The sequence below is a fragment of the Kistimonas ophiarachnellae genome, from assembly GCF_057552235.1.
In genome coordinates this window covers 47,481-74,224 of sequence record NZ_BAAJPA010000001.1, presented here as the reverse complement: position 1 = coordinate 74,224, position 26,744 = coordinate 47,481, and the positions used below count along the sequence as shown (strand labels likewise).

The window sequence follows — 26,744 nt, the reverse complement described above, 5'->3', positions numbered from 1 at the left end:
GTGAAGACGGTATTCGCTGATCTAGTGGCGAACCCACACGGTACCGGCCAGAACAATAACAGCTCCAAAGCCACAGAAAACAATCAACGGCCAGAGCATATCACCGGGTAACAAGGTCACCACCACTGTACCGACTATGCAGACCAACAGTGCTTCAATGCAGTAATACAGGGCAACAGCCGTACCGGCTATTTCCTGGAAGGCCGCCAATGCACCATTAGCAGACACCGCGCAGGTACAGCTAATGCCAACCGCCACAACCAGCATTGGCATGAGTAGAGAAGCTGCACCTGAAAGTGACAATGCTTGCGCTATCAGCATCAGCAACGCGCCAATACCTATCGCTATCATGCCCAGTCGTAAGGTGCCGGGAACACCGCATCGGCTGACAATTCGGCCAGCAAAGCGACTCATCACAATCATCACCAGCGCAACAATTGCAAACAGCAAACTAAAGACAACAGGCGTATAACCGAGTTTCCCGATAAGAATCCTCGGAGCCGTAGAGAAATAGACAAAAAACGCCCCCATCGCTACCGCGAACGCCACGGTATACAACCAGAATCCACCGGACCGTATCACCTGTAGAAACGCTGTTTTGACATCAATATCAGATACACGTGTGCGGGTCTCCGGCCATGCAATCAGGGCATGGAGGCCAGCCAGTATGGCGGTCATTGCCAGCCCCCAAAACACGGCATGCCAACCTGCCCAGCCAATCAACAGCGCACCGGCCACAGGCCCCAATGCCGGAACAAATGCCAGCATGCCGCCCAGCAGCGCATAGATTGTGGTTGCTTCACGGCGATGACCGTACACATCCCTTACCGTGGCAAACGTTGCCACCAGTGATGCAGCGCCGCCTGCTCCCTGACCAATTCGCCAAAGGATAAACCCTTCAATGGTCGAAACATAAACCAGGGCCACTGAACTCACGACAAATAACAGGTTACCGCCCAGCAGTACGGGCCGACGCCCCAGCCGGTCAGACAAGGGGCCAAAAACCAGTTGTCCACAGCCAAGCATCAACATATAAAGCGACAGGGTCAGCTGCACCGCCCCGGATGATGTAGAAAACACCGATGCCATTTCTGGCACCGCTGGCAAATAAACATCCATTCCCAGTGACGCCAGCAGGTCAAAGGGCACCATCAGTAACAATGTACGCGATAGCGAAAGATTCCAGGGTTTATTCAAAGACACAATACATTTCCGTCAGAAGCGTAGAAAACGTTTCTGCGGCATGCAGGAGGGATAATCCGTCACGCCACAGCATCTTGGATTCGGGATGCTGTGGCTTAAGAGCGTGTTCTGACCATGGGCCTCATAAAAGCAGTCTCTTCGTTAATTGGCTGCAAGCCTAAGACGTTCTCTTTAAAACCACAATAACGACTAACCACCCGGTCAGAGCCACTGACGCGCGTTTGGCCGTTAGCCGCAGTCTATAGTTATTCCATAGATAAGCCGTGCAGTAGGGGGCTGATGATTATGCAAAAACCGGCCAGAGTATTTACATGGCTATTCTTTTTGATTTTAAGTCCATTCCGGGTGTTCGCCTCTCCGGCGTCCTGGGAAAAAATCCTGTCAGCAGAGCCCCTGGAGCGTCATCCATCCGTCAACCTGGCCTACGAAAAGCATCGGGCTTCTTATCTCACCAATAACAAAACCGCTGAAATGGTGATTTTCGAAGATGTTTTCGGCCTGGATGAACAGCAAGCCCGTCAATGCAGTCAGGATGGCTGTCAACTGGGATACCGACTGACCATTAACCGGTTTCCCTATTGGCTTGAAGACGGTATTGCCCACCTGTTGTTGTTTTCATCCGAACCGGTCTGGGATGAAGCTGTTCTGAAGCAGAAATGTGAGGAACTGCTCCGTCAACATTTGCCTGACATATCGCGCCATGGCGGTGTTGAGTGGAGTATCCGCATCAATCCTCCCGGGAAAAGAACCGTCAAGGGCTTAGGCCACGCACACATATTTATACGTGATACAACAGGAACCACCAACCTTAAACAGTGGGTTGAGCAATTAAAACAATATCGCCAGTCATTCATTGATAAGCCGACATCAGAGTAAAACATAAACGTTTTTGATTGAGTTACTGAACTCTATTGCGATCCAGTTGTCACATTGTTTTTGGGTGTATTGCATCTGTCAGATGCCTTAACTACAAACAAGGATTGAATCGCAGAGATAATATGCAACCGGTTACAACAGCCACTTCATCATCGGCTACTTCAGGTACAACAGACATCAACATTGCAGTTTTCGACGTCATTGATCACCGGTCTCAGCGAAGAGTCAGCATTCCGTCAATGCAAGAACAGTACAGTTCACTGATTAGCCCTAAAACACGCCCCTGGCATTCAGACTCCGAGCTTCATACCTTGAAGAGTGATGGATCTGAGTACGATATAAAGCTGAGTTCTTCTATAAAATTGTGGTCTTCGAGCCACGATATTTCTCTCCCAAGCCCGCTTGAAGAAAAACCCACAGATACCAGCACCATTACAGCAAGTAAAGCAATACCCTCATCTACCCTGCCCCCTACAGAACAAGCTCAACGATTAGAGGACATTCCAGATACCCGCTTTACCGGAAAGTCTCTGCAGACAGACTCGGAACAGCCGGAAGAATTAACGGTTCAACTCCCGCCTGAAGGGACCCAGATACAAGCATCGACACCTGATTTTCCTCCAGGCTCCGGAGCAAGACCCAAAACAAGGTCTGCAGAACCTAAAAAAAAGAAAAAGAAGAAAAAGAAAAAACACACTGAAAAAACGGCAACTTCGGGTTCAGCGAAAGATACTGCCCCCCTCTCAGCCAGTCAGCGCCCCCATGCTGGATGAACCAGCCGGGAACACAGCGCCACCAGGAAAACCAGATATTGAGCGATCCATACCGATAAAAGGTCTTACACAAAAAATGCTGCAAGCTGGCAGTAATGAACTTCAGGTTTTTTACAACGAAATCAAGCGCCTTTATCAACAAATATCTAAGCAAAACTGGAATCAGATAAATAGAATACTGCGCAACCTTGAAAGGTTTCTTCCGGAACTGGAACGCCTCAGCAGTGATTACGAACTATTCAAACGCAATTATCCTGCCAGCAGTACTGATAAACGTCCATTTGGAAAGACTGAGAACGTTGGTGTCGGTATAAGTATCATTTTCACCTATGAGCAACGTAGTGAAGCAGCCCTGATGTTGGGAAGGATTGCTCAGTCTATGCTGGAGAATATGGAACAGTTTCTCCTGCGACACCAGCAACAAAACGAGTTCCTTGTCCATTTACTCAATCCCATACTGAAAACTGCCTGTTTCTGGTTTAAGTGGATCATAGAAAGCAGAATCAATGATCAACAAGCCATTTGCGACCAACACGGAACAGGTGTGCCTTTCGATGAAGCGGTGGCTTCGATCAATCTTCGCCAACTATTTTCACTCAAAGCGAAGATTAATGAACCGAAATACAGTGAAACCCTAATGAATCAAGTGTTTTATCGAGTAATATCATGGCTGGCCAGCGGTAATATTTACTATCAAAGACATTTGGCAGCCAGACAACAGGTAAAACCTGAATACCTGGTTTCCTCCCAGCAACTGCTAATACAACTACTGCAGCAGTATCGGGATTACCGCACATTTAAAAATGTATGAACCACAACCTGATGAACAAAATTTTCTTGATACTCAGCTTAATTATGCTGAACAATTAATTTTTAGCGTTCATGCGCAGTGTTGGGATCTCGCTCAAATGACACTTCAGCAATTATCCTCCATGATTGCCACTTTGGAATCTTCGCCCCAGAAAGCGCCCCAAGCAGACAGACAAGAAGAATCTCAAGAAGCAGAATTTAAAAAACTGGTTAATAAAGCAACTCGATTGGTTGAGCATGAAAACTGGCCTCAACAATGTGCAAATCGGCGTTTTTACAAACTGCATGATTATTTATCCATGAGTTTGAATGCAGGACACCAATGCTTTGATTTTTTTTATCAACAACATGTTTCTTCCTCAGCGCCGAAAGCATATTCCCTGCACATTGAACAACTACAGACCTTACTAACCCGATTTAAGCAATGGGCGGAACGTATTATCAGCTATGGGCTTGTAATAACATCAGAGCAAACCATCGACCCTTTATACCTGGAAGCACAACACCAACTGGAGGAAAATACTCGGCAACTCGAGCAACTGCATCAGAATAACTTAAGATTTCTCGCCCAGTATTTTCAGGAGCAAGTAGCCCCTCCTCCCGGAAAACCGAAAGACAGGAAACAAGGAGAAACAGGCGCAGACTCTCATAGAGAGGAAGATAGCCCTGAAGTATCTAGTGAAGCCTCAGCCGCTCCTCCCATGGTACAGGCAGATAGCGGAGTTGCTGATATCACTGCTGTCGTTGAAGAAACCGAGCATGAGGAAGAATTATCTGATGACGAATCCGATTGGCAGCAAGTCAGCCCCCGTAGAAGGCGGCTACCGGTAGAAACAGCCCTTAGTAGTCTGTCAGAGGCATTGATCGACCAAAACACAGAAGGAGCAAAAGCCGCACTGAAATCGACAAATTTGCATGATGCGCTCCAACAATTACAAAATCCTTCGACAGAACTGCAAGCATTACCTGTCGATGTTCTTAGCCTCCTGGTGTCTGGTTATTTACAGGTCAGGGACATGTCCCATCACATAAACACCGGTGAGTCATTAATCCCTGATATCAGGCCCTTTATAATATCGCTGCTTGATGAAGATACATTGACATCGATAGATATCACTAACAGATTCACTGCGGCAATCGAAGCGTTTAATAACGCCGATGTAGCAGCGCAGCATAAACTTGACGCAATTTCTCGAACTATCTATACACTGCTTGATAATTTTCAGACGGAAGAAGAACCATCCAGCAACGTTGCTGTAATGACGGCCTGTGATGTACTGATTACCTCGGTCCATAAACTGAATAAAAGGTTGGTTCATCTTCGTGAAGGAATTATTAATGCATGGAAGAAGCGGTATGAGCTGTTATTACGCCATTACCCAGAAAAACTGAAGGCAAAGAAGGGGCAGACCAAAGGCACGGATAAACCATTGAAAACACTTTTTTCCAATAACACAGGATTCAAGAAATGCAGCAGTGACTTTGAAAAATGTCAAAATCTGCATCAGGAAAGACAGAAAACTCTATTACACGCTGAGCGGTCCATTGATTCCGCCAGGGAACCAGAGTCAAAAGTAGCCATACAGGATATTGACAACATACTTAAACTATTCGAGCTATCACGCGAGCAGGCACCCTCAATGACTGTTCTCAGTCATCGCATAGATTGCATAGCCCAACAAACTAGCAATATGTCTGGGGATGAAAGCGCATATAGACTCGCACTTTTAAATATCGCACTTGAGCTGGATATTGAAATATCGGTTATTTACATCGATTCAGATACGACTCAGGACACAGAAAGGGAGCCAAACAGACCACCACCAGAGCAACGTCCACCTCTGGTTAACTACTTTAGTCATCCTCTCTTTCCCTTTCCTGAGAGTGAACGCATCCAAGCCTTGCGCGACTATTTCCATCTGAAAATACCAGCCATTCTGGCCGACCTTAATTCTGATAAAATCAGCATGCCTGTCGTCCTGACCGGAAGTATGGCATTCCAGCTTCAGATACTCTCATTGTGGGATAACGCATCAGACTCAACGTTAAGCCTGCTCTATGAACAGGCTGCACAGCATTTACCGACAGGCATAACCCATAATCACATGCAGGCATGCATGACACCTCGGGATACCGATCTGATCATTCTCATCCGCAATCAATTTACTGAAATTGTGAAACGACTCAAAAGCTCTATGAATCGTGCTAGTTTGGAGCACTGGAATCTGCAACATAAGGATGGCGATGTCGATACCAGTGGCCTAAAGAAAATGACAGACCATAATAATAAAAAACTCACAACAGACCGCATTTTTGTAACGAGCACTGCCCCCTTTCCAGAAAACACCCCCTATGTTATCGACGTAGCGATGGGGCTCTATCCAGACCAGCCCTCGCCTGATCACTACACAACATTACCCTATGGCAACAGTAATATTCATTTACGTCGCATGGATGACATCATTTTGGATGAATTGGATATCATAAAAATAAAATCTGTTGGTGAAGAAAGAATCCAGAAAGCAATTACTCGCTTATTTATGATTGCTTTCCTGGAGTGCCAGTAACCAAAGCTGGATTCGGTATCAAGAATAGCCCTGCTATATGCATTGGACTCACTCCCCGGAGAAGATCCCATCATCACAACACTGGCAGAACAACTTCGGCAAAGACCTTTTTATATCATTTGCCATGAAGGGCGCTTTCAGGGCGCACGACAAGCAGCCCCCGACAGACCTGCCCCACCCTCTCGGACACAAAGCGGCGCCAAACCAAACCACTGATACATCAGCTTGTCAGGAACGTTACCACGTTATCAGCTGCCATATTAACCAATTTCTGGCGAGCAGATTTTGATGCCCAGGCACAATGCGGTGTCACAATAAGGTTCGGAACATCGCCATCCAGAAGCACATTGCCATTAACAGGTGGTTCTTCACTGAGCACATCAAAACCCGCACCACCGAGTTTCCCCTGCTTCAGCGCAGCAACCAGCGCCTCTTCATCCACAAGACCGCCACGTGCTGTATTAATTAACAAGGCGTGAGGCTGCATCAGGGACAATCGACGGCTATCAATCAAATGTCGTGTTTGCTCTGTCAACGGACAGTGAAGGCTGACGACATCCGCCTGAGCCAATCCTTCATCAAGCGCAATTCTGTCTTTAGCGCGGGTGGGGGAACCGGGAACAGCAGCCACCATGACGTCCATACCGAATGCTTCAGCCAGACGGGCAACCGCCTGCCCCAGTTCACCATATCCGATTATGAGCAATTTGCGTCCATGCAATTCCATGATCGGATAATCCAACAGGCAAAACATCGGGCTGGCAGACCAGGTGCCGTCCCGACTTGCCCGGGCATAACGTGGTTGTGATGTCGCAAGGGAAAGAATGAGTGCAAATGCATGTTGCGCGACGCTGGCTGTGCCGTAACCGGTCACATTGGTGACCTTGATGCCCCGTTGACCGGCAGCCTCAAGGTCAACATTGTTCATCCCGGTCGCCATGACCCCGATGTAACGCAAGGCCGGAAATGTTTCCATATGTTCACGGGTGATAACCACTTTATTGGATAACACGACGGCGGCATCCTGAATACGCTCGACAACCTCTTCCGGAGCCGACATGTCGTATACCGTCCACTCAAGGTCAATATCAGTCAATGGGCTGATATCAACGCCAGGCCCCAGTGTTGTCCAATCCAGGATCACCCCTTTCATACATCCCCCAAACACTCACAACCACAATGTTGTCATTTAAATCATTTAGGCCTTGATGCGTTGACGTACCGCTTCGAACAGGCAGACACCCGTAGCAACCGATACATTCAGGCTACTCACCGTACCACTCATGGGCAGGTGTACCAGTCCGTCACAATGTTCACGGGTCAGGCGGCGCATGCCTTTGTCTTCTGCCCCCATGACCAGTGCCAGAGAACCTACAAGGTCAGTCGCATAAAGGCTGCTGCTGGCTTCACCGGCGGTACCGATCATCCAGATGCCACGTTCTTTTAACTCTCGCATGGTGCGAGCCAGGTTGGTCACTGTCACCAGCGGTACCGTATCAGCAGCACCACAGGCAATTTTTCTGGCAACACCGTTTAATGGTGCAGAATTATCTTTGGGCACAACCACTGCGTGTACACCGGCTGCATCAGCTGAGCGCAGGCAGGCACCCAGGTTATGGGGATCAGTAATACTGTCCAGAATCAGCAGGAACGGTGGTTCAGTGAGATTATCCAGCAATTCATAAAGTTCATTTTCCCGGTACACACGGGCTTCTCGCACAATGGCAACCACGCCTTGGTGATTACCCTCTGCCTTGCGTTCCAACCGCTCGCGGTCGACGAAACGCACAGGAATACCGGTTTCTTCCGCTTGCTGAATCAGACGGTCAATCCGTCCACCCCGTTTGCCCCGCTGGAACCAGATTTCCAGGATCTGATCCGGACGTGTGTCCAGCAACGCCTGGACGGCATGAACACCAAAATAACCTTCGCTACTACTCATTGACTCTCTCCGCCCGGTTATCAAAACCACCGGGCTGCATTACAACTTCAACCAACCATCATCGTGTGACGGGGCGTTTTCTCGGTGTTCGGGACGGCGCTTTACCTGCCCCTTTTTTAGCTGTTGGCTTTTTAACCGCTTTAGATGTGCTGTTTCCTGCGGCTTTTTTAGCGGCTTTGCTACGGCCTTTGGCCTTTTTGCCGCCACCCGCTTTACCACTTTTTACCTTCTTCTTACGCGAAGGCTTCTTGCCGGGGCGTTCATCCTCAGTCCTTACTGCACGACGTCTGTCCTTTGCTGTCTCTTGCTTCCGCTCCGGTGCACGGCCTTTACGACGACGGCTCTTTGGTGCATCAGCCAATTCGAAGTCGATCGTTTTTTCATCCAGATCAACCCGAACAACCCGTACCCGCAGTTCATCCCCCAGGCGAAACATCATGGCGGTGCGCTCACCAACCAGACGCTGTTGAGAAGACTCAAAGTGGTAATAGTCGCCCGGGAGGTTACTGATATGTACGAGACCGGTCACATAGATATCGTTGAGTTCAACAAACAGGCCAAAGCCGGTCACTGTCGCTACCAGCCCATCATAGACTTCCCCGATATGTCCCTGCATATACTGGCATTTCAGGGAATCCATAGCATCACGGGTCGCATCGTCAGCGCGCCGTTCCGTCATGGAACAGTGTTCGCCCAACGCCAGCATGTCTGCCGTTTCGTAAGGGAATATGACTTTTTTCTTAAGAACCGATGCGCCCTCAACCCGCTTAACGTGACGGGACGGCATTTCCGAACGGATCACATACCGTATGGCACGATGCACCAACAGGTCAGGATAACGGCGGATCGGTGACGTGAAATGCGCATACGCCGGATAAGCCAGGCCAAAGTGCCCGATATTATCCGGACTGTAGACCGCCTGACTCAAGGAGCGCAGCAGCATGGTCTGGATAATCAGGAAGTCAGGGCGATCCTTGATGCGCTCCAGCAATTGCTGGTAATCGCTGGGTTCCGGCTGGCTTCTACCCGGCAGGAACAGGCCCAGCTCACCCAGGAAACTATACAGGTTTTCCAGCTTTTCGCTGCTGGGACCTTCGTGTATGCGATAGAGCGCCGGCAATGCGTGTTTCTCCAGAAACTTCGCCGTCGCCACATTGGCGCAGAGCATACATTCTTCAATCAAACGATGGGCATCATTCCGTTCTGTCGGAACAATCTTTTCAATCTTGCGTTCATCACTGAACACAATTTTTGTTTCCACCGTATCAAAATCAATGGCGCCGCGTTCTACCCGTCCGGCATGCAATATCTTGTACAGCGTATAGAGGGTATTCAGGTGGGGAACCAGCTTCGCATAGGTACGAGCGACTTTCTGCCCATCCGGGGTCTCCGGATGCTCCAGCAGGGCGCCAACCTCGGTATACGTCAGCCGCGCATGGGACTGAATCAAGCCTTCATAAAACTGGTAACCACTGAGTTTGCCGCGTGCACTGATGGTCATTTCACAGACCATGGCCAGCCGGTCCACTTTCGGATTCAGTGAACAAAGGCCATTGGATAACACCTCCGGCAACATCGGAATGACATGACCGGGGAAATAAACTGATGTGCCACGGTTCTGGGCTTCATTATCCAGTGCGGTTCCCGGCTTCACATAGTGTGAGACATCGGCAATCGCTACAAACAATCGCCAGCCACCGCTACGCTTCTGCTCACAATAGACGGCATCGTCGAAATCGCGGGCATCTTCACCATCAATGGTGACAAACGGCATCTGTCTGAGGTCTACCCGGTTTTTCTTGTCCCGACTCGGGACATTGGGGGAAAACTTGCTGACCTGCTCCTCAACCGCTTCCGGCCAGGTATGGGGAATATTGTGGCTGCGTACGGCAATCTCCACTTCCATGCCCGGCGCCATCTTGTCGCCAAGGATTTCTTTGACGATACCTGTCGCCAGTGCACGCCTCGTGGGATACTCAATGATCTCCACAACCACATACTGACCACGCAGTGGCAACAGAGGCCCCGGCTTGATCATGATCTCACTGGTCATACGACGGTGATCAGGCTCTACAAACCCTGTACCGTCACGTTCGAAGTATTTTCCGACTACCTGGGTAACACTGCGCTCCAGAATCTCGACTACTGCACAGTAACGACGGCCACGGTTATCCACATCGGTCTGGCGGACAACGACGCGATCACCATCATACAATTCGCTCATCTGGCGAGACGTCAGGAACAGGTCATCCCCTTCCCCGTCCGGCAGAACAAAACCAAACCCATCGCGATGCCCCTGAACCTTACCGGTAATCAAGTCCATCTTGTTCAGCAGTCCGAAGGCGCCCTTGCGGGTCTGGATCAGCTGTCCATCACGCGCCATGGCAATCAGGCGGCGACGCAGCGCTTCGATCTGGTCGTCATTATCCAGCTCAAATTCCCGGCAGAGGACTTCATGCGTCGCCGGCGCACCCCGTTCATCGAGGTAGTTCATAATCAATGCGCGGCTGGGCACAGGGTTGTCATAACTCTGTTTTTCCTGCTTTGCATTCGGGTCGGCGTCTCTCCACCATTCTGGCATGGGTCATCCTGATCAAATCTGTTTGCCTGAAGCCCTGCCTGCATCGATGGGGATGCCATGGTCGGACTCACTGATAGCCTGTTGCATAGTATACGCAGCCCTCTCGTGACTAGCGATGACGGCTTACCGGTAATTTGCCGGTTTTTCCTGCTGCGTCTACCTTTGCCTGCACGGTTGAAGAATCAAGAACGCTATCTAAGGAGTTTTTCAATATGCCTGACAATCAGGGCGCCAGCCTGTTCGATGAACTGACGCGTATCGGAATTGATACCAATCTCGCGCGCAGAATGGACAAATCCCTTGACCCTGAACATGTCGCCACCAAAAAGGATTTGATGGTCTTCCAGGAAACCATGCTGCAAATGCAGTTTCGTAATGAGAAAGCGATGTCTGACTTGCGGGAAGATGTTCGCTCAGTCGCTTCCGATGTTAGAGATCTTCGTGCAGAAATGCATGGAGAGGTTGGCTCACTGAAAGCAGATATTAAAGAAGTGAGGGCTGAAATCAAGGAAGTTCGTGCGGAGATGAAAACAGATATTGCAGCTGTTCGCACCGAGATGCATGGCTTAAGCCGACAATTCTGGATTACCTTTGGTGGCTTGATCACCACCATCCTCAGTGTATTTCTGGTGAACTGGTATTTTCACGCACTGATCAGCTAATAACAGCGGCAAGCCCAACAACAGAAGCCGACCCTGAAACAGGGTCGGCACCGCCATAATCAGGCAAACGGATGACGTAGGATAATGGTCTCGTTACGGTCAGGACCGGTAGAGATAATATCCACCGGCGCACCAGCGATCTCTTCGACACGCTTGATATAAGCACGGGCATTTTCTGGCAGCTCGTCCATGCTCTTGGCACCGAAGGTAGACTCAGACCAGCCAGGCAGTTCTTCGTAAACCGGCGTCAGGGTTTCGTACTCTTCAATATCGATCGGAGTTACGATTTCCTCACCTTCGGCATTACGGTAAGCCGTGCAAACCTTCACGGTTTCCAGACCATCCAGTACGTCCAGCTTGGTCAGGCACAGACCGGAAACACTGTTGATCTGAATGGCCTGACGCAGGGCAACGGCATCCAGCCAACCGCAACGACGGGGACGACCGGTAGTTGCACCGAACTCGTGGCCTTTCTCTGCCAGGTAAGCGCCGATTTCGTTGTGCTGACCACTTTCATCCAGCAACTCGGTCGGGAACGGACCGGAACCGACACGGGTGGTGTAAGCCTTGGTAATACCCAGAACATAATCCAGGTACAGAGGACCCATACCACTACCGGTTGCAGTACCACCGGCGGTCGTGTTGGAAGAGGTAACGAAAGGATAGGTACCGTGGTCGATGTCCAGCATGGAACCCTGGGCACCTTCAAACATGATGCTTTCACCCTTACGACGATGATCGTGCAGGCTGTCGCTGACGCGATCAATCATGGGAGCCAGCTCTTTAGCCATGGCCAGGGCTTCATCCAGCTGCTTCTGGAAATCAACGGGCTCAGCCTTGTAGTAGTTCTGCAGAACGAAGTTATGGTATTCCAATACAGACTTCAGTTTCTCTGCGAAACGTTCCGGGTGCAGAAGATCGCCCAGACGCAGACCTCGACGGGAAACCTTGTCTTCATAAGCCGGGCCGATACCACGACCGGTGGTACCGATCTTATCCTTACCCAGTGCCGCTTCGCGGGCCTGATCCAGTGCCACATGGTAAGACAGGATCAGCGGGCAGGCCGGGCTCAGACGCAGACGCTCGCGAACGGGCACGCCGCGCTCCTCCAGTTCCGCCATCTCCTTAAGCAGCGCTTCCGGAGACAGTACAACACCATTGCCGATATAGCAGGTTACGTTGTCACGCAGGATACCGGATGGAATGAGGTGAAGGACGGTCTTTTCGCCGTCAATAACCAGCGTGTGACCTGCGTTATGGCCGCCCTGGAAACGTACGACAGCAGATGCCTGATCAGTCAGCAGGTCAACAATCTTGCCCTTGCCTTCGTCGCCCCACTGGGTTCCCAGAATGACTACGTTCTTGCCCATGATAAAGTCTCAGTAAAAAAAAAATGTCCGCCCGGAAAGACTGTTGTCGTTTACCGGCGGCACCCACCCAGTTCCTTCTGACGTTGACGTCAGCCTGCCGGTATCACCTGCCAGCTGCCGTCTGTCAGTTTCAGTTCGCGATCACATCCGATATCCCGGGCAGACTCGGTTTGCCCCGGTAAACTGTAGATCACTTTTTCGCCCTGTTCGCGCAGGCGCCTGACCACTGTCTTGTCAGCATCAGCCGGCGCCAGAATGCCATGACCGGCCTCTGGTACACCATTGCCCAAACGCATCAGGGCTTTCAGATCAGTACTGAAACCCGTGGCCGGGCGTGCCCGGCCAAAAACCTCACCAATGCCGTCATAACGTCCGCCCTTGGCGATGGCCTGCCCTTCTTCAGGCAGGTAGGCGGAGAATACGACACCCGTATGGTAGTTATAGCCCCGGAGTTCTGAGAGGTCGAAATAGAGTTCAACCTGTGGATATTCCTCTGAAAGGTGATCCGCAATTGTCTCCAAGGTCTCGATAGCTTCAACGACAGATGCAGGTGCATCAGCCAAAGTCGTTCTTGCGTCACTCAGAATCTCTCGCCCACCACTGAGACCTGACAACTCTGTCAGCATACGCCCAATGGAGGGAACTACGGCCCAATCGGCAAGATATTGCTGAATCTCCGGGTTCGCCTTGCGTTGCAGTGCATCGAAGAGCTCTGCTTCCTGAACATGATTCAGGCCGGCGGCGCTGGTCAGCTGCCTGAAAATATCCACATGACCAAGATCCACGTGCGGATTCGCAATACCGACAGCCGCCAATGTTTCCAGCATGAGGCTGATGACCTCAATATCGCTGGCCACACCAGTGTGGCCATACAGCTCGGCTCCCACCTGAATCGGTGTTCGTGATGCAGCGAGCGAAGCCGGCCGGGTATGGAAGACGCTGCCCGCATAACAGAGGCGCGCAGGTGCCGTGCGATTCAGGGTATGTGCGTCCATCCGTGCAACCGCAGGGGTCGTATCTGCACGCAGCCCCATCATGCGACCGGTCAGCTGATCGGTAATCTTGAACGTTTGCAGTTCCAGGTCGTTACCAGCTCCAGCCGAGAGAGACTCCAGAAATTCAATATGCGGCGGTATCACCAGTTCGTAGCCCCAGGAGGCATACAGATCCAGCAATGTCCTGCGCATGGTTTCCACCTGCCACGCCTGGGGCGGCAGCACTTCCTCAATACCGTCGGGTAGCAGCCAGCGGTCGGCTATTGTCATGATTCTGCTCTCGCTTGCTAACGGTTCAACGCACCAGATACAGCAGCAGCGTACCTGCCAGCATGCTGATCAGACCACAGATTCTGAGGGTACGGTCATCCACCGTCGCCAGTTGTTCAACCAGACGACGCCAGCGCTGCGGATAAAGGAAGGGAACGATACCCTCCAGCACCAACAGCAGGCAGAAGGCTACGATAAGTTCATGCCAGAAACTCATACATCTCTCTGCAATCTGACCCGTACGACGCACATGAAAAAACCGGGCTTTCCCCGGTTTGGGCAATCATACCATCCGACCCGTGCGGGGTACATAAAAACGCCCGGATGGTTCCGGGCGTTTTTAGCGCAGGGCGTGTTACTGTTTGCCTGTTGCGCTGTTCATGAACTGGAAGAACTCGCTGTCAGGCTCCAGCAGCAGGATATCCGAGCTGCTGTCAAAGGTATCGCGATAAGCCTTCAGGCTACGGTAGAACGAGTAGAACTCGGCATCCGCACCATAAGCCTTCGAGTAAATCGCAGCCGCCCTGGCGTCGCCATCACCGCGAATCTTTTGTGAATCACGGTAAGCCGCAGCGATGATAACCTGACGCTCACGATCGGCATTTGCACGGATCGCCTTGGCCATCTCGTTACCCTTGGAGCGATACTCCTGGGCTTCCTTACGACGCTCGGAAGACATCCGGTCAAAGACCGAGTCGCTGACCTGGGGGGGCAGGTCGATCTTCTTGACCCGCACGTCCAGTACCTGCATACCCAGGCGCTCAACCGACTTGTTCAGGGTCTCGGTAATTTCGGTCATCAGCTCATCCCGCTGACCGGAAACCACCTCGTTCAATGTCAGAACACCAAACTTCTCCCTCAAACGTGAACCCGCACGCTGAGACAGCAGGGTGTTGGCACGGAACGCATCACCGGATGTGGACCGGTAAAACTCCTGAACGTCCGCGATACGCCACTTGATGTAGGCATCAACAATGACGGCTTTCTTCTCCTGGGTGAAGAAACGTTCCTGTGGTACATCCAGTGTCTGGATACGACCATCGAAGACGCGCAGCTTGTCAATGAATGGCACCTTGAAGTGCAGGCCCGGTTTCACGTCTGGCTTGATGATTTCACCAAAACGCAACAGCACTGCACGCTCACGCTCGGACACGACATACACACTGCTCAACACACCCAGCAGAACAACACCAATCAGGATCAGGGCAGTCATGGCTTTAGAGTTCATCGTACACTCCTCCCTGTCCGGGCATTGGATGCGCGACGGTTCAATTCAGCCGTGACACGATCCGTCAGCTCATCCAACTCCTGCGCTGTCAGCTCGCCTGTGGTGCTGGTTGCAGAAGAACTCTTCTTCTGATGCTCCATCAACTTGTCCAGCGGCAGGTACATCATGTTGTTACCACCTTTGACATCCACCAGCACCTTGCTGGTTGAGCCAAGAACATCCTGCATTGTGTCGAGGTAAAGACGCTCACGGGTAACCCCGGGCGCTTTCTTGTATTCCGCCAGTAACTTGGTGAAGCGTTCCGCCTCACCCTCAGAGCGGGACACCACTTCCTCACGGTAACCGTTGGCTTCCTCAATGATACGCTGGGCATCACCCCGGGCTTCCGGCACCACCTGGTTGGCGTAGGCTTCCGCCTCGTTCTTGGCGCGTTCCTCGTCCTCACGGGCACGGATAACGTCGTCAAACGACGCCTGCACCTGCTTGGGCGGATGCGCACTCTCCACGTTGACCTTACTGATGTAAAGACCCGTGCCGTAGCTGTTCAGATAAGACTGCAGACGCTCTTTGACTTCATCACCGAGCACCTCACGGCCTTCCGTCAGCACCGAGTGCATTTCGGAACTACCCACCACGTGACGCAACGCACTCTGAGTCGCCTCTTTCAAGGCTTTGTCAGGGTTCGCGACATTCAGCACATAATCTTTCAGGTTGGAAATGTTGTACTGGACCGACAACGCCACCTCGACGATATTCTCATCTTCGGTCAACATTTCCTGGCTGACCGGGTACGAACGGTATTCGGTCACCACGTCCTGAAACTTGGTTTCAAACGGAGGGAAATACATATGCAGGCCCGGATCTACCGTATCTACATATTGACCAAAGCGAAGGATTACCGCACGTTCCTTTTCATCAACCACGTAAACTGCATTGAACAGGTACGCCACAATCGCGATGACGACTGCGCCGACCACCAGGCCGCCACCGCCTCCACCACCACCGGAAGGACGCTTGCCTGAAGAAGGGCCACCCTTGCCACCAAAAATACCGCTGAGCTTCTGTTGAAACTTGCGTAGTGCCTCGTCCAGATCCGGCGGCCCCTGGTTACCACCACGGTTTCCGCCACCCCAGGGATCCTGTTTGTTTCCACCCGGCTCGTTCCAGGCCATAGAGTTCTCCGTCGTCAGAGTTGTACAACTACTGTCTGAGCATCCTGCAAGGATACAGGGAAAGAGCGGTGCCGCCACTACTATCGGATAAACATCCGAAAGCCGGTACGGCATAACGGCAGTTGCCCCTGGCATCCGCAGCCTTATGGCCACGTTCCTGATTGCCAATAACGCAGATTGTAGAGTTTCACGGATACCGGAAGCAACCATGCGCGGTCAGCGAGCACCAGAATAGCAGAAGACCGGACACAAATAGGTACTTACCGATAAGGCATCACTATAACACTTTGTACCGTATTACCAATGCCATCAGGCCGAATTAATCCTGCTCAAGGACGTAGGCTGAGGCATCCAGCCCTTCCTGGTTGAGCAGCCGAACCAACTCGTCACGGGGCATTCGTATCTCCAGCAATGGCTGTCCGTTGTCATCATACGACTCGGACTGAACCACGCCCATGGCATACAAGCGCGCACGTAACCGCCCATTACCAAAACCCAGTGGAACACAGTCATGAACAATATCACCGGCTAAGAGTTCAGCAACGGCCTGGTGCACCAACTCCAATCCCTGCCCATTCATCGCAGAGATCCAGACACGACGCGGTCGCCCCTGTTCATCCCGGTCAATGTGAGGTTCAACGCCCGGCATCAGGTCAATTTTGTTGTAGACATCCAGACGTGGCAGTTCATGGGCACCAATTTCTTCCAGCACCAGAGACACCTGATCCATGTTCTCCTGCCGCTCCGGATCATGACTGTCGATCACGTGCAGCAGCAGATCAGCACCGGCTGATTCTTCCAGAGTTGCCCGGAAAGCCTGCACCAATTTATGAGGCAAATGACGTATAAAACCTACCGTATCGGCCAGAATGACAGAACCAAAATCCGCCATCTGAATCTTACGCAGTGTTGGATCAAGGGTGGCAAACAGCTGATCCGCAGCATAGACATCGGATGCGGTCAGCACATTAAAGAGTGTCGACTTGCCCGCGTTGGTATAACCCACCAGTGACACCAAAGGTATCTCTGCCCGCTTACGGGAACGCCGGCTTTGATCCCGCTGACTCTTTACCTTCTCCAGTCGGCGATGAATCGATTTGATTCGAGCCCGCAGCAATCGCCGATCCGATTCCAGCTGGGTTTCACCGGGTCCACGCAGACCTATCCCACCTTTCTGACGTTCCAGGTGAGTCCATCCACGTACCAACCGGGTACTCATGTGTTCCAGCTGTGCCAGTTCGACCTGCAACTTACCTTCATGGGTGCGGGCCCGCTGGGCAAAGATATCGAGGATAAGCCCTGTCCGGTCAACCACCCGACATTTCAGCTCACGCTCCAGGTTACGTTCCTGGCTGGGACTCAGTGCGTGGTTAAACAGGACAACATCCGCCTCAGTCGCAATCACATACTGACGGATCTCTTCCAGTTTACCGATACCGACAAAATAGCGGGGGCTGATGTTACCACCCGGTACCGTTAAAAATGCGGCTTCTTCAACACCGGAGGAACGCACCAGTTCACGAAATTCGGAAGGATCTTCCCTGTCCTGGTCGTTGTAGCATTCAGGGTGCACCAGGACCGCTTTTTCACCACCTTCATGGCGCTCGAAAAACAAACTACAGCTCCTGATTAATCAATGGGTAGGCGCAATATGCACGCACTGACCGGTACTCGGCAACAACAAAAAACCGGATACCGTAAGAAACGGTATCCGGTTTTTTGTAAATCCTGTTAGGAGAGGTACGGAACTCGCCCGGGCGATTGGTTGGAAACAGCTCGAGATTCAGAGAGCACCAGACCTCAGGATTCAGTCCTGAACGTCTTGTCCGGGTTCCTGCATGGGCAGACGAACGGGACGACCGGGAACCACAGTGGAAACTGCGTGCTTGTAGACCATCTGGCTGACAGTGTTCTTCAGCAGGATAACGAACTGATCGAAAGACTCAATCTGACCCTGCAACTTGATGCCGTTAACCAGGTAAATGGATACGGGTACTCGCTCTTTGCGAAGAACGTTGAGGTAAGGGTCTTGTAGGGAATGCCCTTTTGACATTTCCGTACTCCTTCTTATTTATCGAATTATTTAAAGCCTGTGCTCTAGTCCGGTAAGACTGTATACCTAGAGTAGCATGTTCTTCCTGTTCAGACAGGAAATTGATTACGCTACATACAGTCTGCAAGGGTCGAGCAACCTTAGGTCAGGCACCTTATACGTACAATAAGTAATACTAGCTACTGCATGGCTACCTTGCAGAGGACATCCAATAGCACGTAAGCTGCCAGCCCTTCAGCTGATCAACCTTCCGAAAAAACCTTATCCTCTATGTGAGGTTAGGGGTGATGACTTTCAAGGCGTCATCCACCAGATTCGGTGACAGGCTGTCGAGCCAATGAAGATCAGGCCAGCTCCGCAACCAGGTCAGCTGACGTTTGGCCAGTTGCCGTGTTGCGATCACACTACGTTCGACCATCTCTTCGAATGTTAGTTCCCCTGCCAGATGCTCCCATGCCTGCCGGTAGCCGACAGAGCGAATCGCTGGCAGCTTGCTGTCCAGGTCACCGCGGGCATATAAATGCTGCACTTCTTCCATAAAGCCCTGTTCAAGCATCTGGTGAAAACGCAGCGCTATCCGTTCATGTAAAACCTTGCGTTCTTCAGGGGCAACCGCCAGATTGACCAGGCGATAGGGGAAACCTTCATGCGTCTCCTTATTATCAGCCTGCTCGGCACGCAGCTCTGTCATCGTCCGGCCACTGACCAGATACACTTCCAGTGCACGGGACAACCGTTGCGGATCTGTCGGGTGAATCCTTGCCGCCGAGACAGGATCAACCTCTGCCAGCCTCGCATGCACAGCAGGCCAGCCCTTGCGTTCTGCCTGTGCATAAATATCCTGACGAACCTGTTCATCCGCCCCCGGCAACTCCGCCAAACCATCCCGCAAGGTTTTGAAATACAACATCGTGCCGCCGACCAACAACGGAATACGCCCTCGCCCGGTAATCTCTTCGATCTCTCTCAACGCATCCTGGCGGAACTCTGCGGCAGAATACGGCTCGGACGGATCACGAATATCTATCAGCCGATGAGGTGCCTTGGCTAACAATTCGGCATCCGGCTTGGCAGACCCGATATCCATTCCGCGATACACCAGGGCGGAGTCAACGCTGATGATGTCACAAGGCAGCTGTTGCGCGAGCGATACCGCCAGATCCGTTTTCCCGGAAGCGGTTGGCCCCATGAGGAAGATGGCGAAAGGTTTACAACGTTTAATCATGAACAATAAACAGCATATATGCCGAACTTACAAAAACAGCTGGCAGTATAAATAAAAAAACGTCGCCCTACACCCAAAAAAATCCAGAAAAACACTATAAAGCATCACATTAAAAAAACGCTCCCCCATAACAAACAACCCACAAACTTTTGTAATAAATACTGCCGTTTTTGTCATTTATTCGATCATATGATCTTTATATTATGAAAGCATGCAGTAATGTTAACGATTAATTCAAGGATAAATATGGACAAGATAAGCACGGGACAGCAGGATATAAGACCTGAAAAAACACCAAAAAAACAATATCAGGAACAAGCAGGAATCCTTTACACCAGTACAGCCCCCAAAAAAGCCCCTCAGAAATATCTTTTAGATAGAAAAATACATGACACCTTTATTAAGGAAATCACTGAGGCAGTGCTAACAGATGAGGTGCTTTTGGGATTTATGGACGCCTACCACTTGGAACTGCCTGATTCTATTCACCAAAAAATAGTAGAACTTAATAAAGACGCATTAAAGGTTGTACGCTGTAAATCCCCGTCAGTAGAGTCCATTGTCCAGATAACAGACCAGATCACGAAATCGATCACCGAGGCATTAAGGCCTGAGCATGCACAAGAAGATTGGCTTACTGGCTTTCTGGCCATAACCGACAAGTTTATTGAACTCATACCATCACCCGAAAATACAAAAGTCGTTCATCCAACACTCTGTCTCCTGAAATACATGATAGAAAAAGGTGACATAGATTCTTCTGCCGCGTTAGTAGAACTCTACAAAACCCGTGGAGACTTACTACAGATGCATGCTGACCAACAGCTATTCCTCAATCTGTTAAACATACCAGCAGCCACTCGTGATAACGGAACACAAACGAGTGCTGAACTGCCCCATACCGCCGCCAGAGCACAAACTTTTTCACACATAGCTGTTGGAGATAGAGAAAGTCAGCCTTCATTACCGCCAGATACAACAGATGCATCAGCACCCCCTATGCTCGATAGCAAAATACATGACACCTTTATTAAGGAAATCACTGCGGCAGCGTTAACAGATGAAGTGCTTTTGGAATTCATGAACACCTACCACTTGGAACTGCCTGATTCTATTCACCAAAAAATAGTAGAACTTAACAAAGACGCATTAAAGGTTGTACGTTGTAAATCCCCGTCAGTAGAGTCCATTATCCAGATAACAGACCAGATCACGAAATTGATCACCGAGGCATTAAGGCCTGAGCATACACAGGAAGATTGGCTTACTGGCTTGCTGGCCATAGCCGACAAGTTTATTGAACTGATACCATCAACCGAGTATAAAAAAGTCGTTCATCCAACACTCTGTGTCTTGAAAAACATGAAAGAAAGCGGTGACACTGACTCTTATACCGCGTTACTAGAACTCTACAAAACCCGTGGACACATACTACAGATGCATGCAGACGAACAGCTATTCCTCAATCTGCTAAACAGACCAGCCGTCACTCGTGATAACGAAACACAAACGAGTACTGAACTGCACCATACCGCCGCCAGAGTACAAACTTTTTCACACATTGCTGCTGGAGATAGAGGAAGTCAGCCTTCATTACCGCCAGAGACAACAGTTATTACCATTAAAGAAAAAACAACCTCTGCGATGCCAGACAGCAATACCCAAAAAGAGAGTATCACAGAAGAAATACCGAAAACCAAAGCCTCCTCAGACGTAGATATAACCGCTCTCCCCATGTCCACAAATGAGCCTCTCCCTGTTCATTCTGAAATCCATATGAAAGAAGAAGAACAACCTGTGGTGAGAAAAAAGACCAAACAAACACCTCAAAAACCAAAATCAAAACCGATACCAGAAGAGATTATACCTTGGCTACCACCTGGTACACTCGGTGTCAGCGAAGTGCCCGCCCAAAAAAAATTACTAGAAGAAAAGGTGCAATCAACTGCACCAGAGAATCCAAGCAAAGGCGCCTTCAGGTATCACTTAGCCCAAAACAACGTGCTCAAGGCCATTAAAACCCTGAAACAAAATGATATAAACAAGCCAGTGGATGATGGCAACGAGCCAGAGCTACCACCACTATTTTATTTGATAAAAAACAAACCAGCCGATTTAACCAAAAAAAACTTAGACGCTTTAAAATTAAAAGGAGTAAATCTAGACACCCCAACTCCAATAACTCTTGAGGGGCAGAAGGTTTTGATAACTCCACTAATGTTTGCAATTTTTTGCACTACGGATTTGACCTACAAAGATGATGATAAGTATCGTAATCTTATAAACGCGATCATAAACCTCCTTTTCGCTAACGCCTCACCCAATGTAAAATCAGAATGTCCAACAAGCGGTTCTACATTCAATTTTTTGGAGCCAGAGATGAGCAAACAGATCTTGAAGTTTGAATTACCACCTTTAACGCTGGCAATATTAATAGGAGAAAGAACCATAAAAACACTGATGGGGCCATTGCTCAAAGCAGGCGCAAATCCTAATGAAGTATCATCTACCGGCATCTATCCATTGCTTGCTTTGTGCCATAGGCTGGAAGCAGACACTATTAAAATGCTGTTTGAAGAACATCCTGATCCAAATAAAATAAACGTCAATCAGGTATCGACAATGGATGAGAACGCACCTACAGCGCTACACATTCTGGTCGACTCCATATCTAGAGAATTAAAAAACAACGAATCATTTGAAAAACTATTTATCGACAGCTGGAATATTATTGGCACCCTTCATCGCTACGGCATAAATTTCGACACACACGCACAAGATGGCAAAACAGCCTCTCAACTGATGCAATATAAAATCGAAAGTCCTGAACTTCAACTGAAAGAGCATCAAACGCAACAACTTCAATTACTATTTAAACCAGAAACATACACATCCGAAAAAAAATCAGCCACTAAACTAACCTTCTCCACTACGACGTTTATTCAACAGCAACGACAAACACCATCAGTGTTAGAGACAGAAAGAACAACATCCAAAAAAACCCGGGAAGTAACATTACATCAAGACAGTATCACATTCGCAAAAAAACTAAAAAGAGGAGAAACACATGCTGCCATTAAACGGTTAAGCAAAAAGCATTTGCATGCACCGGTTGAAACAGAATATTGGCTACCGCCCTTGTTCGCAGTGATCACTAGCGAGAAAGGACTTAAAGAAAGCGATCTTGATTTATTCATTAATAAAGGAGTGGACATTAATAAAACTGCAACTGTCTTTTTATCCGGGTGCGAAGTCACCATCACTCCACTTATGTATACGATCTATTGTATCCATTTTTTAACGGTGGCGCATACTGGGCAAAGTAAAGCACTGCTCGAAGCCATCCCCCTTCTACTAAAGAAGGGGGCTGACCCAAACCAAATTTCCCAGTGTCCAGGGCAAGAAATATTAAGTTACAACGCCCCTTGCTCTCTAACACCGATACTGCTTGCATTTATAATAGGTCACAGAGACATTATAGAAATTTTATTATTACACGGTGCAGACATTAATGTAACCTCATTCGAAGAAAGTGCCCCCATACATTACCTTTGCGAAACACTCAGCGCCGACCTCACTGAAGATTTCTGTAAAATATATGAAAAAATAAAAGATGAAAAGGGAGTAAAAACAGAAGCGATTGATACAAAACTACCAAAACAAGATGGGGATGAATTACTCACCCCTATTCATCTTATAATAGATCGCTTATCAAGCGACATTAATAAAAACCAAAACAATATTGATACTTATATTTATCTGGCTGAAAGAATGATCAACAGTCTTAAACCGTATGGACTGGATCTTACTATCAAAACAAAAAAAGGTAGAACAATAGCCGAGTGCGCCCACATCTGTTTTGATGAAAAAACGTATATCTCAGCGGATCAATGGAAAAGAATATGCAGAATGCTGGAACTTAAAGACACAAGCCGACCAGCCGCTGAGCAGCCACTTAAAACTGAAGCCAAAAAAGATACAACCACAGATACAGGACCCACGAAAAAGTAGTCACCCTTTGTACGGGACAAAAAAACAACGATGCCAAAAATAGTATGGAGAAATGACGCTCACTACCGGTAAAGCGTATAGCCCCTAACCTCCGCACAGCTCCCTGAGTGATTTGACGCCATGGGAATATCTGGCTAAATCCGTGCAGCCGGAAAACTCTAATTTAAGGTGCCACTAAAAAAGGGATGTTTACACCACCCCTTTGCAAAAACAGAGTCAGACCAAAACCATATTCTCTCTGGCTCTAAGAAATCTTGAGCTTTGGCATACTACTGGCGCACATCAATAACTATAAAGGTCATATTCGTGGGTTTCTTTAAAACCCACGTCTCTTAAATAAAATATGATTGTCCTGTTGTTTCTCCTCAACGGTCCTCTAAAATCGCCTCCCATTTCAACAGGAGAGGCCATGGCCAACTTCAATACACACCTCAGTCTTGCCGGCATTGGCAGTGGTTTACTCGCCAGTGCAACGATAGCGGCCGGGGTATCGACAACCAGTGAAGGCATGGTGCTCTGGCTTACAGGCACCCTTGGTGGCCTTCTGCCAGATGTCGATGCTGATAATTCCTCGTCCCTGAAAGTGGTGTTTAACTGTATTGCCCTGCTGTTGACGGTGGTGATTATTATGCGTCTCAGTCACACCCAACCTTTGACACAGGTCTGGTTGATCATCGCAGGCGTCTATCTCTGCCTGCGCTGGCTCGCATTACCGCTATTTAAACAATTCACGGTACACCGCGGCAGTTGGCATTCGCTGTTAACAGGGCTGACGCTCAGTTTACTGGTGACGGATATCGCCTGGCATGTGATCGGTGTCAGCGCCACCTTTGCCTGGCTACTGGGCATTTTTCTGGGAATTGGTTTCCTGATTCATCTACTGCTGGATGAGATCTACGCGTTTGATATTTCCGGCACCCGATTCAAACGTTCTTTCGGATCCGCCTGTAAACCGATCCCAATCAGTCAGCCCATTGTCTCGGGTGTTTTATTGTTATTCTGTGCAGTACTGACAGCATGGCTTCCACCACTTGCCGTGCTGAAAGCCAGTCTGGCCACGTTCAAAGCGATTCCACTTTAGCGTCCACGCAGAAACAGTTTGTCCAGTTCATCCAGAGAGAGTTGCGTCCAGGTCGGGCGCCCATGGTTGCACTGGCCACTGCGTTCTGTATGTTCCATATCCCGTAGCAGTGCATTCATTTCCGGCACCGTTAGACGACGATTTGCCCGTACAGAACCATGGCAGGCCATTGTCGCCAGCAACTCATTGATATGGGCATCGATCCGATCACTGGAACCATGCGCAGTGAAGTCTGCAATCACATCACGCACCAGCTTTTCGACATCAGCACCGCGCAACAATGCAGGTATCTGTCGCACGACCAATGTTTCAGGCCCCATACGCTCAAGCACAAAACCGAGACGACGAATCTGTTCGTCATGCTCTTCCGCGGCATCCGCTTCCCGACTGCTGACGGCCAGCGAATCCGGCACCAGCAACGGCTGTGTTTTAATTCCCTGCTCATGCCAGGCCGTTTTCATACGCTCATAGGTGATGCGTTCATGGGCAGCATGCATGTCTACCAGTACCAGACCATGCTGGTTCTCAGAAAGGATATAAATACCTTTCAGCTGGGCAACAGCAAACCCTAACGGCGGAATATCCTCATCATCACCAGCAGGCAGTGAAACTGAAGTTTGTCCAATCACGGGATCACTGGATGCTTCAGCAGGCTCATGCAGATTACGGTAGGCATTCAATTGCTCACGCACCGGCATCGATTCAGGTTTACGCTCTGCTGAAAAGCTGTAACTCTGGCGCGCAGGCGAAGCACTTCCACCAGCAGACAACGAAGACGAAGCAAAAGAAGAGGCACCAGAAGACGGTTGCTGCAACACCATCCGTTCCTGTCCACTGAATTCACCGGCATCAATCCCACTGATCGTTGCCGACGGGGACTGCACAACCGGAGGCAACTGATCTTCCGGACGCACTTCCGCCAGCACCCGGTTAAGCGTGCTGTAAAGGAAGTTATGCACCATACGCCCATCACGGAAACGCACTTCATGTTTTGTGGGATGGACGTTGACATCGACCTGCGCCGGATCCAGTTCCAGAAAGAGAACAAACACCGGATGACGACCGCCGTACAACACATCACGATACGCCTGTCGTACGGCATGGGCGACCAGCTTATCCTTAACCGTACGACCATTGACGTAAAAATACTGCAGATCGGCCTGAGCACGGGAAAACGTCGGCAGGCCTACCCATCCCCAGAGACGCAGGCCCGAGGCTTCAATATCGACCGCCACAGCATTCTCGATAAACTTTGCCCCGAAAATACTGGCAACGCGCCGTTCTTTTTCTGCCTGGGTTTTCGCCGGTCGTAGCTGGTGAATCACACGCTGGTTATGGCGCAGGGTGAACCCGACATCGTAGCGGCTCAGCGCCAACCGGCGTATGACTTCCTCCAGATGGCTGAACTCCGTTTTTTCAGTACGCAAAAACTTACGTCGCGCCGGCGTATTAAAAAACAGGTCACGGACTTCAACGGTAGTACCTACCGGATGCGGCGCAGGCTTCTGGATCGTTTCCATGTCACGGCCTTCGGCAAACACCTGCCAGCCGGATTCCTGCCCTTCAACACTGGATGTCAGGGTCAAACGAGCCACGGAACTGATACTGGCAAGTGCTTCCCCTCGGAACCCCAACGTTCCTACGGCTTCCAGGTCTTCCAGTGCGCTGATCTTGCTGGTCGCATGTCGACTTAGCGCAAGCGCCAGATCATCCTGGGGAATACCGTGACCGTTGTCGCGAATCTTGATTTGTTTAACACCACCGGCTTCCACATCCACTTCCAGACGGTCAGCCCCTGCATCCAGGCTGTTCTCCAGCAATTCCTTAACCACGGAGGCCGGACGCTCCACCACCTCACCGGCGGCGATCTGGTTGGCCAGGCGGGGGCTTAACAAATGGATTCTGCGCATGATACTCGGCAACGG

20 protein-coding genes are annotated in these 26,744 nt (G+C 50.0%); 7 read left to right on the top strand and 13 right to left on the bottom strand.

Going from position 1 to position 26,744, the window contains the following annotated elements:
• Nucleotides 1-21: 21 nt before the first annotated feature.
• Complete coding sequence (gene cml / locus AC27K1_RS00300) at nt 22-1,206, bottom strand: CmlA/FloR family chloramphenicol efflux MFS transporter (protein ID WP_487147980.1); 1,185 nt, start codon at nt 1,204-1,206, stop codon at nt 22-24.
• A gap of 282 nt (nt 1,207-1,488) precedes the next feature.
• On the opposite strand from cml, the gene AC27K1_RS00295 reads away from it, so the two are divergent.
• The 4 genes from AC27K1_RS00295 to AC27K1_RS00280 all read left to right on the top strand — a co-directional run bounded on the left by AC27K1_RS00295 (nt 1,489) and on the right by AC27K1_RS00280 (nt 6,229).
• Nucleotides 1,489-2,079: a DUF3605 domain-containing protein gene (locus AC27K1_RS00295; RefSeq protein ID WP_487147423.1), complete on the top strand. Its 591-nt coding sequence runs from the start codon at nt 1,489-1,491 to the stop codon at nt 2,077-2,079.
• 239 nt (nt 2,080-2,318) lie between these two features.
• Nucleotides 2,319-2,852: a hypothetical protein gene (locus AC27K1_RS00290; RefSeq protein ID WP_487147421.1), complete on the top strand. Its 534-nt coding sequence runs from the start codon at nt 2,319-2,321 to the stop codon at nt 2,850-2,852.
• On the top strand, nt 2,842-3,663 hold the full coding sequence (locus AC27K1_RS00285) for a hypothetical protein (RefSeq protein WP_487147419.1): 822 nt from the start codon (nt 2,842-2,844) through the stop codon (nt 3,661-3,663). Before AC27K1_RS00290 ends, AC27K1_RS00285 begins: the two co-directional genes overlap by 11 nt.
• Nucleotides 3,656-6,229: a hypothetical protein gene (locus tag AC27K1_RS00280; RefSeq protein WP_487147418.1), complete on the top strand. Its 2,574-nt coding sequence runs from the start codon at nt 3,656-3,658 to the stop codon at nt 6,227-6,229. The genes AC27K1_RS00285 and AC27K1_RS00280 overlap by 8 nt, the downstream gene beginning before the upstream one ends.
• Before the next feature lie 220 nt (nt 6,230-6,449).
• Here AC27K1_RS00280 and AC27K1_RS00275 read toward each other — a convergent pair whose 3' ends face one another.
• Genes AC27K1_RS00275 through rnr form a run of 3 tightly spaced genes read right to left on the bottom strand, consistent with a single transcriptional unit; the run spans nt 6,450 to nt 10,752 of the window.
• Nucleotides 6,450-7,382, bottom strand: coding sequence for a D-2-hydroxyacid dehydrogenase (locus tag AC27K1_RS00275; protein WP_487147417.1), 933 nt, complete (start codon nt 7,380-7,382; stop codon nt 6,450-6,452).
• Between the two features lie 45 nt (nt 7,383-7,427).
• A complete protein-coding gene (gene rlmB, locus AC27K1_RS00270) occupies nt 7,428-8,171 on the bottom strand; it encodes a 23S rRNA (guanosine(2251)-2'-O)-methyltransferase RlmB (RefSeq protein ID WP_487147415.1) in 744 nt (247 codons plus the stop codon).
• Between the two features lie 58 nt (nt 8,172-8,229).
• Nucleotides 8,230-10,752, bottom strand: a complete 2,523-nt coding sequence (gene rnr / locus AC27K1_RS00265) for a ribonuclease R (RefSeq protein ID WP_487147414.1) — start codon at nt 10,750-10,752, stop codon at nt 8,230-8,232.
• Between the two features lie 212 nt (nt 10,753-10,964).
• Between rnr and AC27K1_RS00260 the strand changes: the two genes are divergently transcribed.
• Nucleotides 10,965-11,414, top strand: coding sequence for a hypothetical protein (locus tag AC27K1_RS00260; RefSeq protein ID WP_487147412.1), 450 nt, complete (start codon nt 10,965-10,967; stop codon nt 11,412-11,414).
• A 59-nt stretch (nt 11,415-11,473) separates the two neighbouring features.
• Here AC27K1_RS00260 and AC27K1_RS00255 read toward each other — a convergent pair whose 3' ends face one another.
• From AC27K1_RS00255 to miaA, 8 genes are all read right to left on the bottom strand, one after another.
• Nucleotides 11,474-12,784: an adenylosuccinate synthase gene (locus AC27K1_RS00255; RefSeq protein ID WP_487147410.1), complete on the bottom strand. Its 1,311-nt coding sequence runs from the start codon at nt 12,782-12,784 to the stop codon at nt 11,474-11,476.
• Between the two features lie 89 nt (nt 12,785-12,873).
• Complete coding sequence (locus tag AC27K1_RS00250; RefSeq protein ID WP_487147409.1) at nt 12,874-14,049, bottom strand: ATP phosphoribosyltransferase regulatory subunit; 1,176 nt, start codon at nt 14,047-14,049, stop codon at nt 12,874-12,876.
• A 25-nt stretch (nt 14,050-14,074) separates the two neighbouring features.
• Nucleotides 14,075-14,266: a DUF2065 domain-containing protein gene (locus AC27K1_RS00245; protein WP_487147407.1), complete on the bottom strand. Its 192-nt coding sequence runs from the start codon at nt 14,264-14,266 to the stop codon at nt 14,075-14,077.
• A gap of 138 nt (nt 14,267-14,404) precedes the next feature.
• The gene (hflC, locus tag AC27K1_RS00240) at nt 14,405-15,277 is read right to left on the bottom strand and encodes a protease modulator HflC (protein WP_487147406.1); all 873 of its coding nucleotides are present in this window, start codon (nt 15,275-15,277) and stop codon (nt 14,405-14,407) included.
• Nucleotides 15,274-16,449: an FtsH protease activity modulator HflK gene (gene hflK, locus AC27K1_RS00235; protein ID WP_487147405.1), complete on the bottom strand. Its 1,176-nt coding sequence runs from the start codon at nt 16,447-16,449 to the stop codon at nt 15,274-15,276. Before hflK ends, hflC begins: the two co-directional genes overlap by 4 nt.
• Nucleotides 16,450-16,768: 319 nt before the next feature.
• Nucleotides 16,769-18,064 carry a ribosome rescue GTPase HflX gene (hflX, locus tag AC27K1_RS00230; protein ID WP_487147403.1) on the bottom strand — a complete coding sequence of 432 codons (1,296 nt, stop codon included), beginning with the start codon at nt 18,062-18,064 and terminating at the stop codon, nt 16,769-16,771.
• Nucleotides 18,065-18,256: 192 nt separating this feature from the next.
• A complete protein-coding gene (hfq, locus tag AC27K1_RS00225; protein ID WP_345196773.1) occupies nt 18,257-18,502 on the bottom strand; it encodes an RNA chaperone Hfq in 246 nt (81 codons plus the stop codon).
• Nucleotides 18,503-18,770: 268 nt separating this feature from the next.
• Nucleotides 18,771-19,727: a tRNA (adenosine(37)-N6)-dimethylallyltransferase MiaA gene (miaA, locus tag AC27K1_RS00220; protein WP_487147401.1), complete on the bottom strand. Its 957-nt coding sequence runs from the start codon at nt 19,725-19,727 to the stop codon at nt 18,771-18,773.
• Nucleotides 19,728-19,973: 246 nt separating this feature from the next.
• Here miaA and AC27K1_RS00215 point away from each other — a divergent pair, with 246 nt between their 5' ends.
• Together AC27K1_RS00215 and AC27K1_RS00210 are read left to right on the top strand one after the other, a co-directional pair.
• Complete coding sequence (locus AC27K1_RS00215; RefSeq protein WP_487147399.1) at nt 19,974-23,738, top strand: ankyrin repeat domain-containing protein; 3,765 nt, start codon at nt 19,974-19,976, stop codon at nt 23,736-23,738.
• 409 nt (nt 23,739-24,147) lie between these two features.
• The gene (locus AC27K1_RS00210) at nt 24,148-24,819 is read left to right on the top strand and encodes a metal-dependent hydrolase (protein ID WP_487147397.1); all 672 of its coding nucleotides are present in this window, start codon (nt 24,148-24,150) and stop codon (nt 24,817-24,819) included.
• Here AC27K1_RS00210 and mutL read toward each other — a convergent pair.
• Nucleotides 24,816-26,729 (bottom strand): DNA mismatch repair endonuclease MutL, encoded by a 1,914-nt coding sequence (gene mutL, locus AC27K1_RS00205; protein WP_487147396.1) that lies wholly within the window; start codon nt 26,727-26,729, stop codon nt 24,816-24,818. The genes AC27K1_RS00210 and mutL overlap by 4 nt on opposite strands.
• Nucleotides 26,730-26,744: the final 15 nt, after the last annotated feature.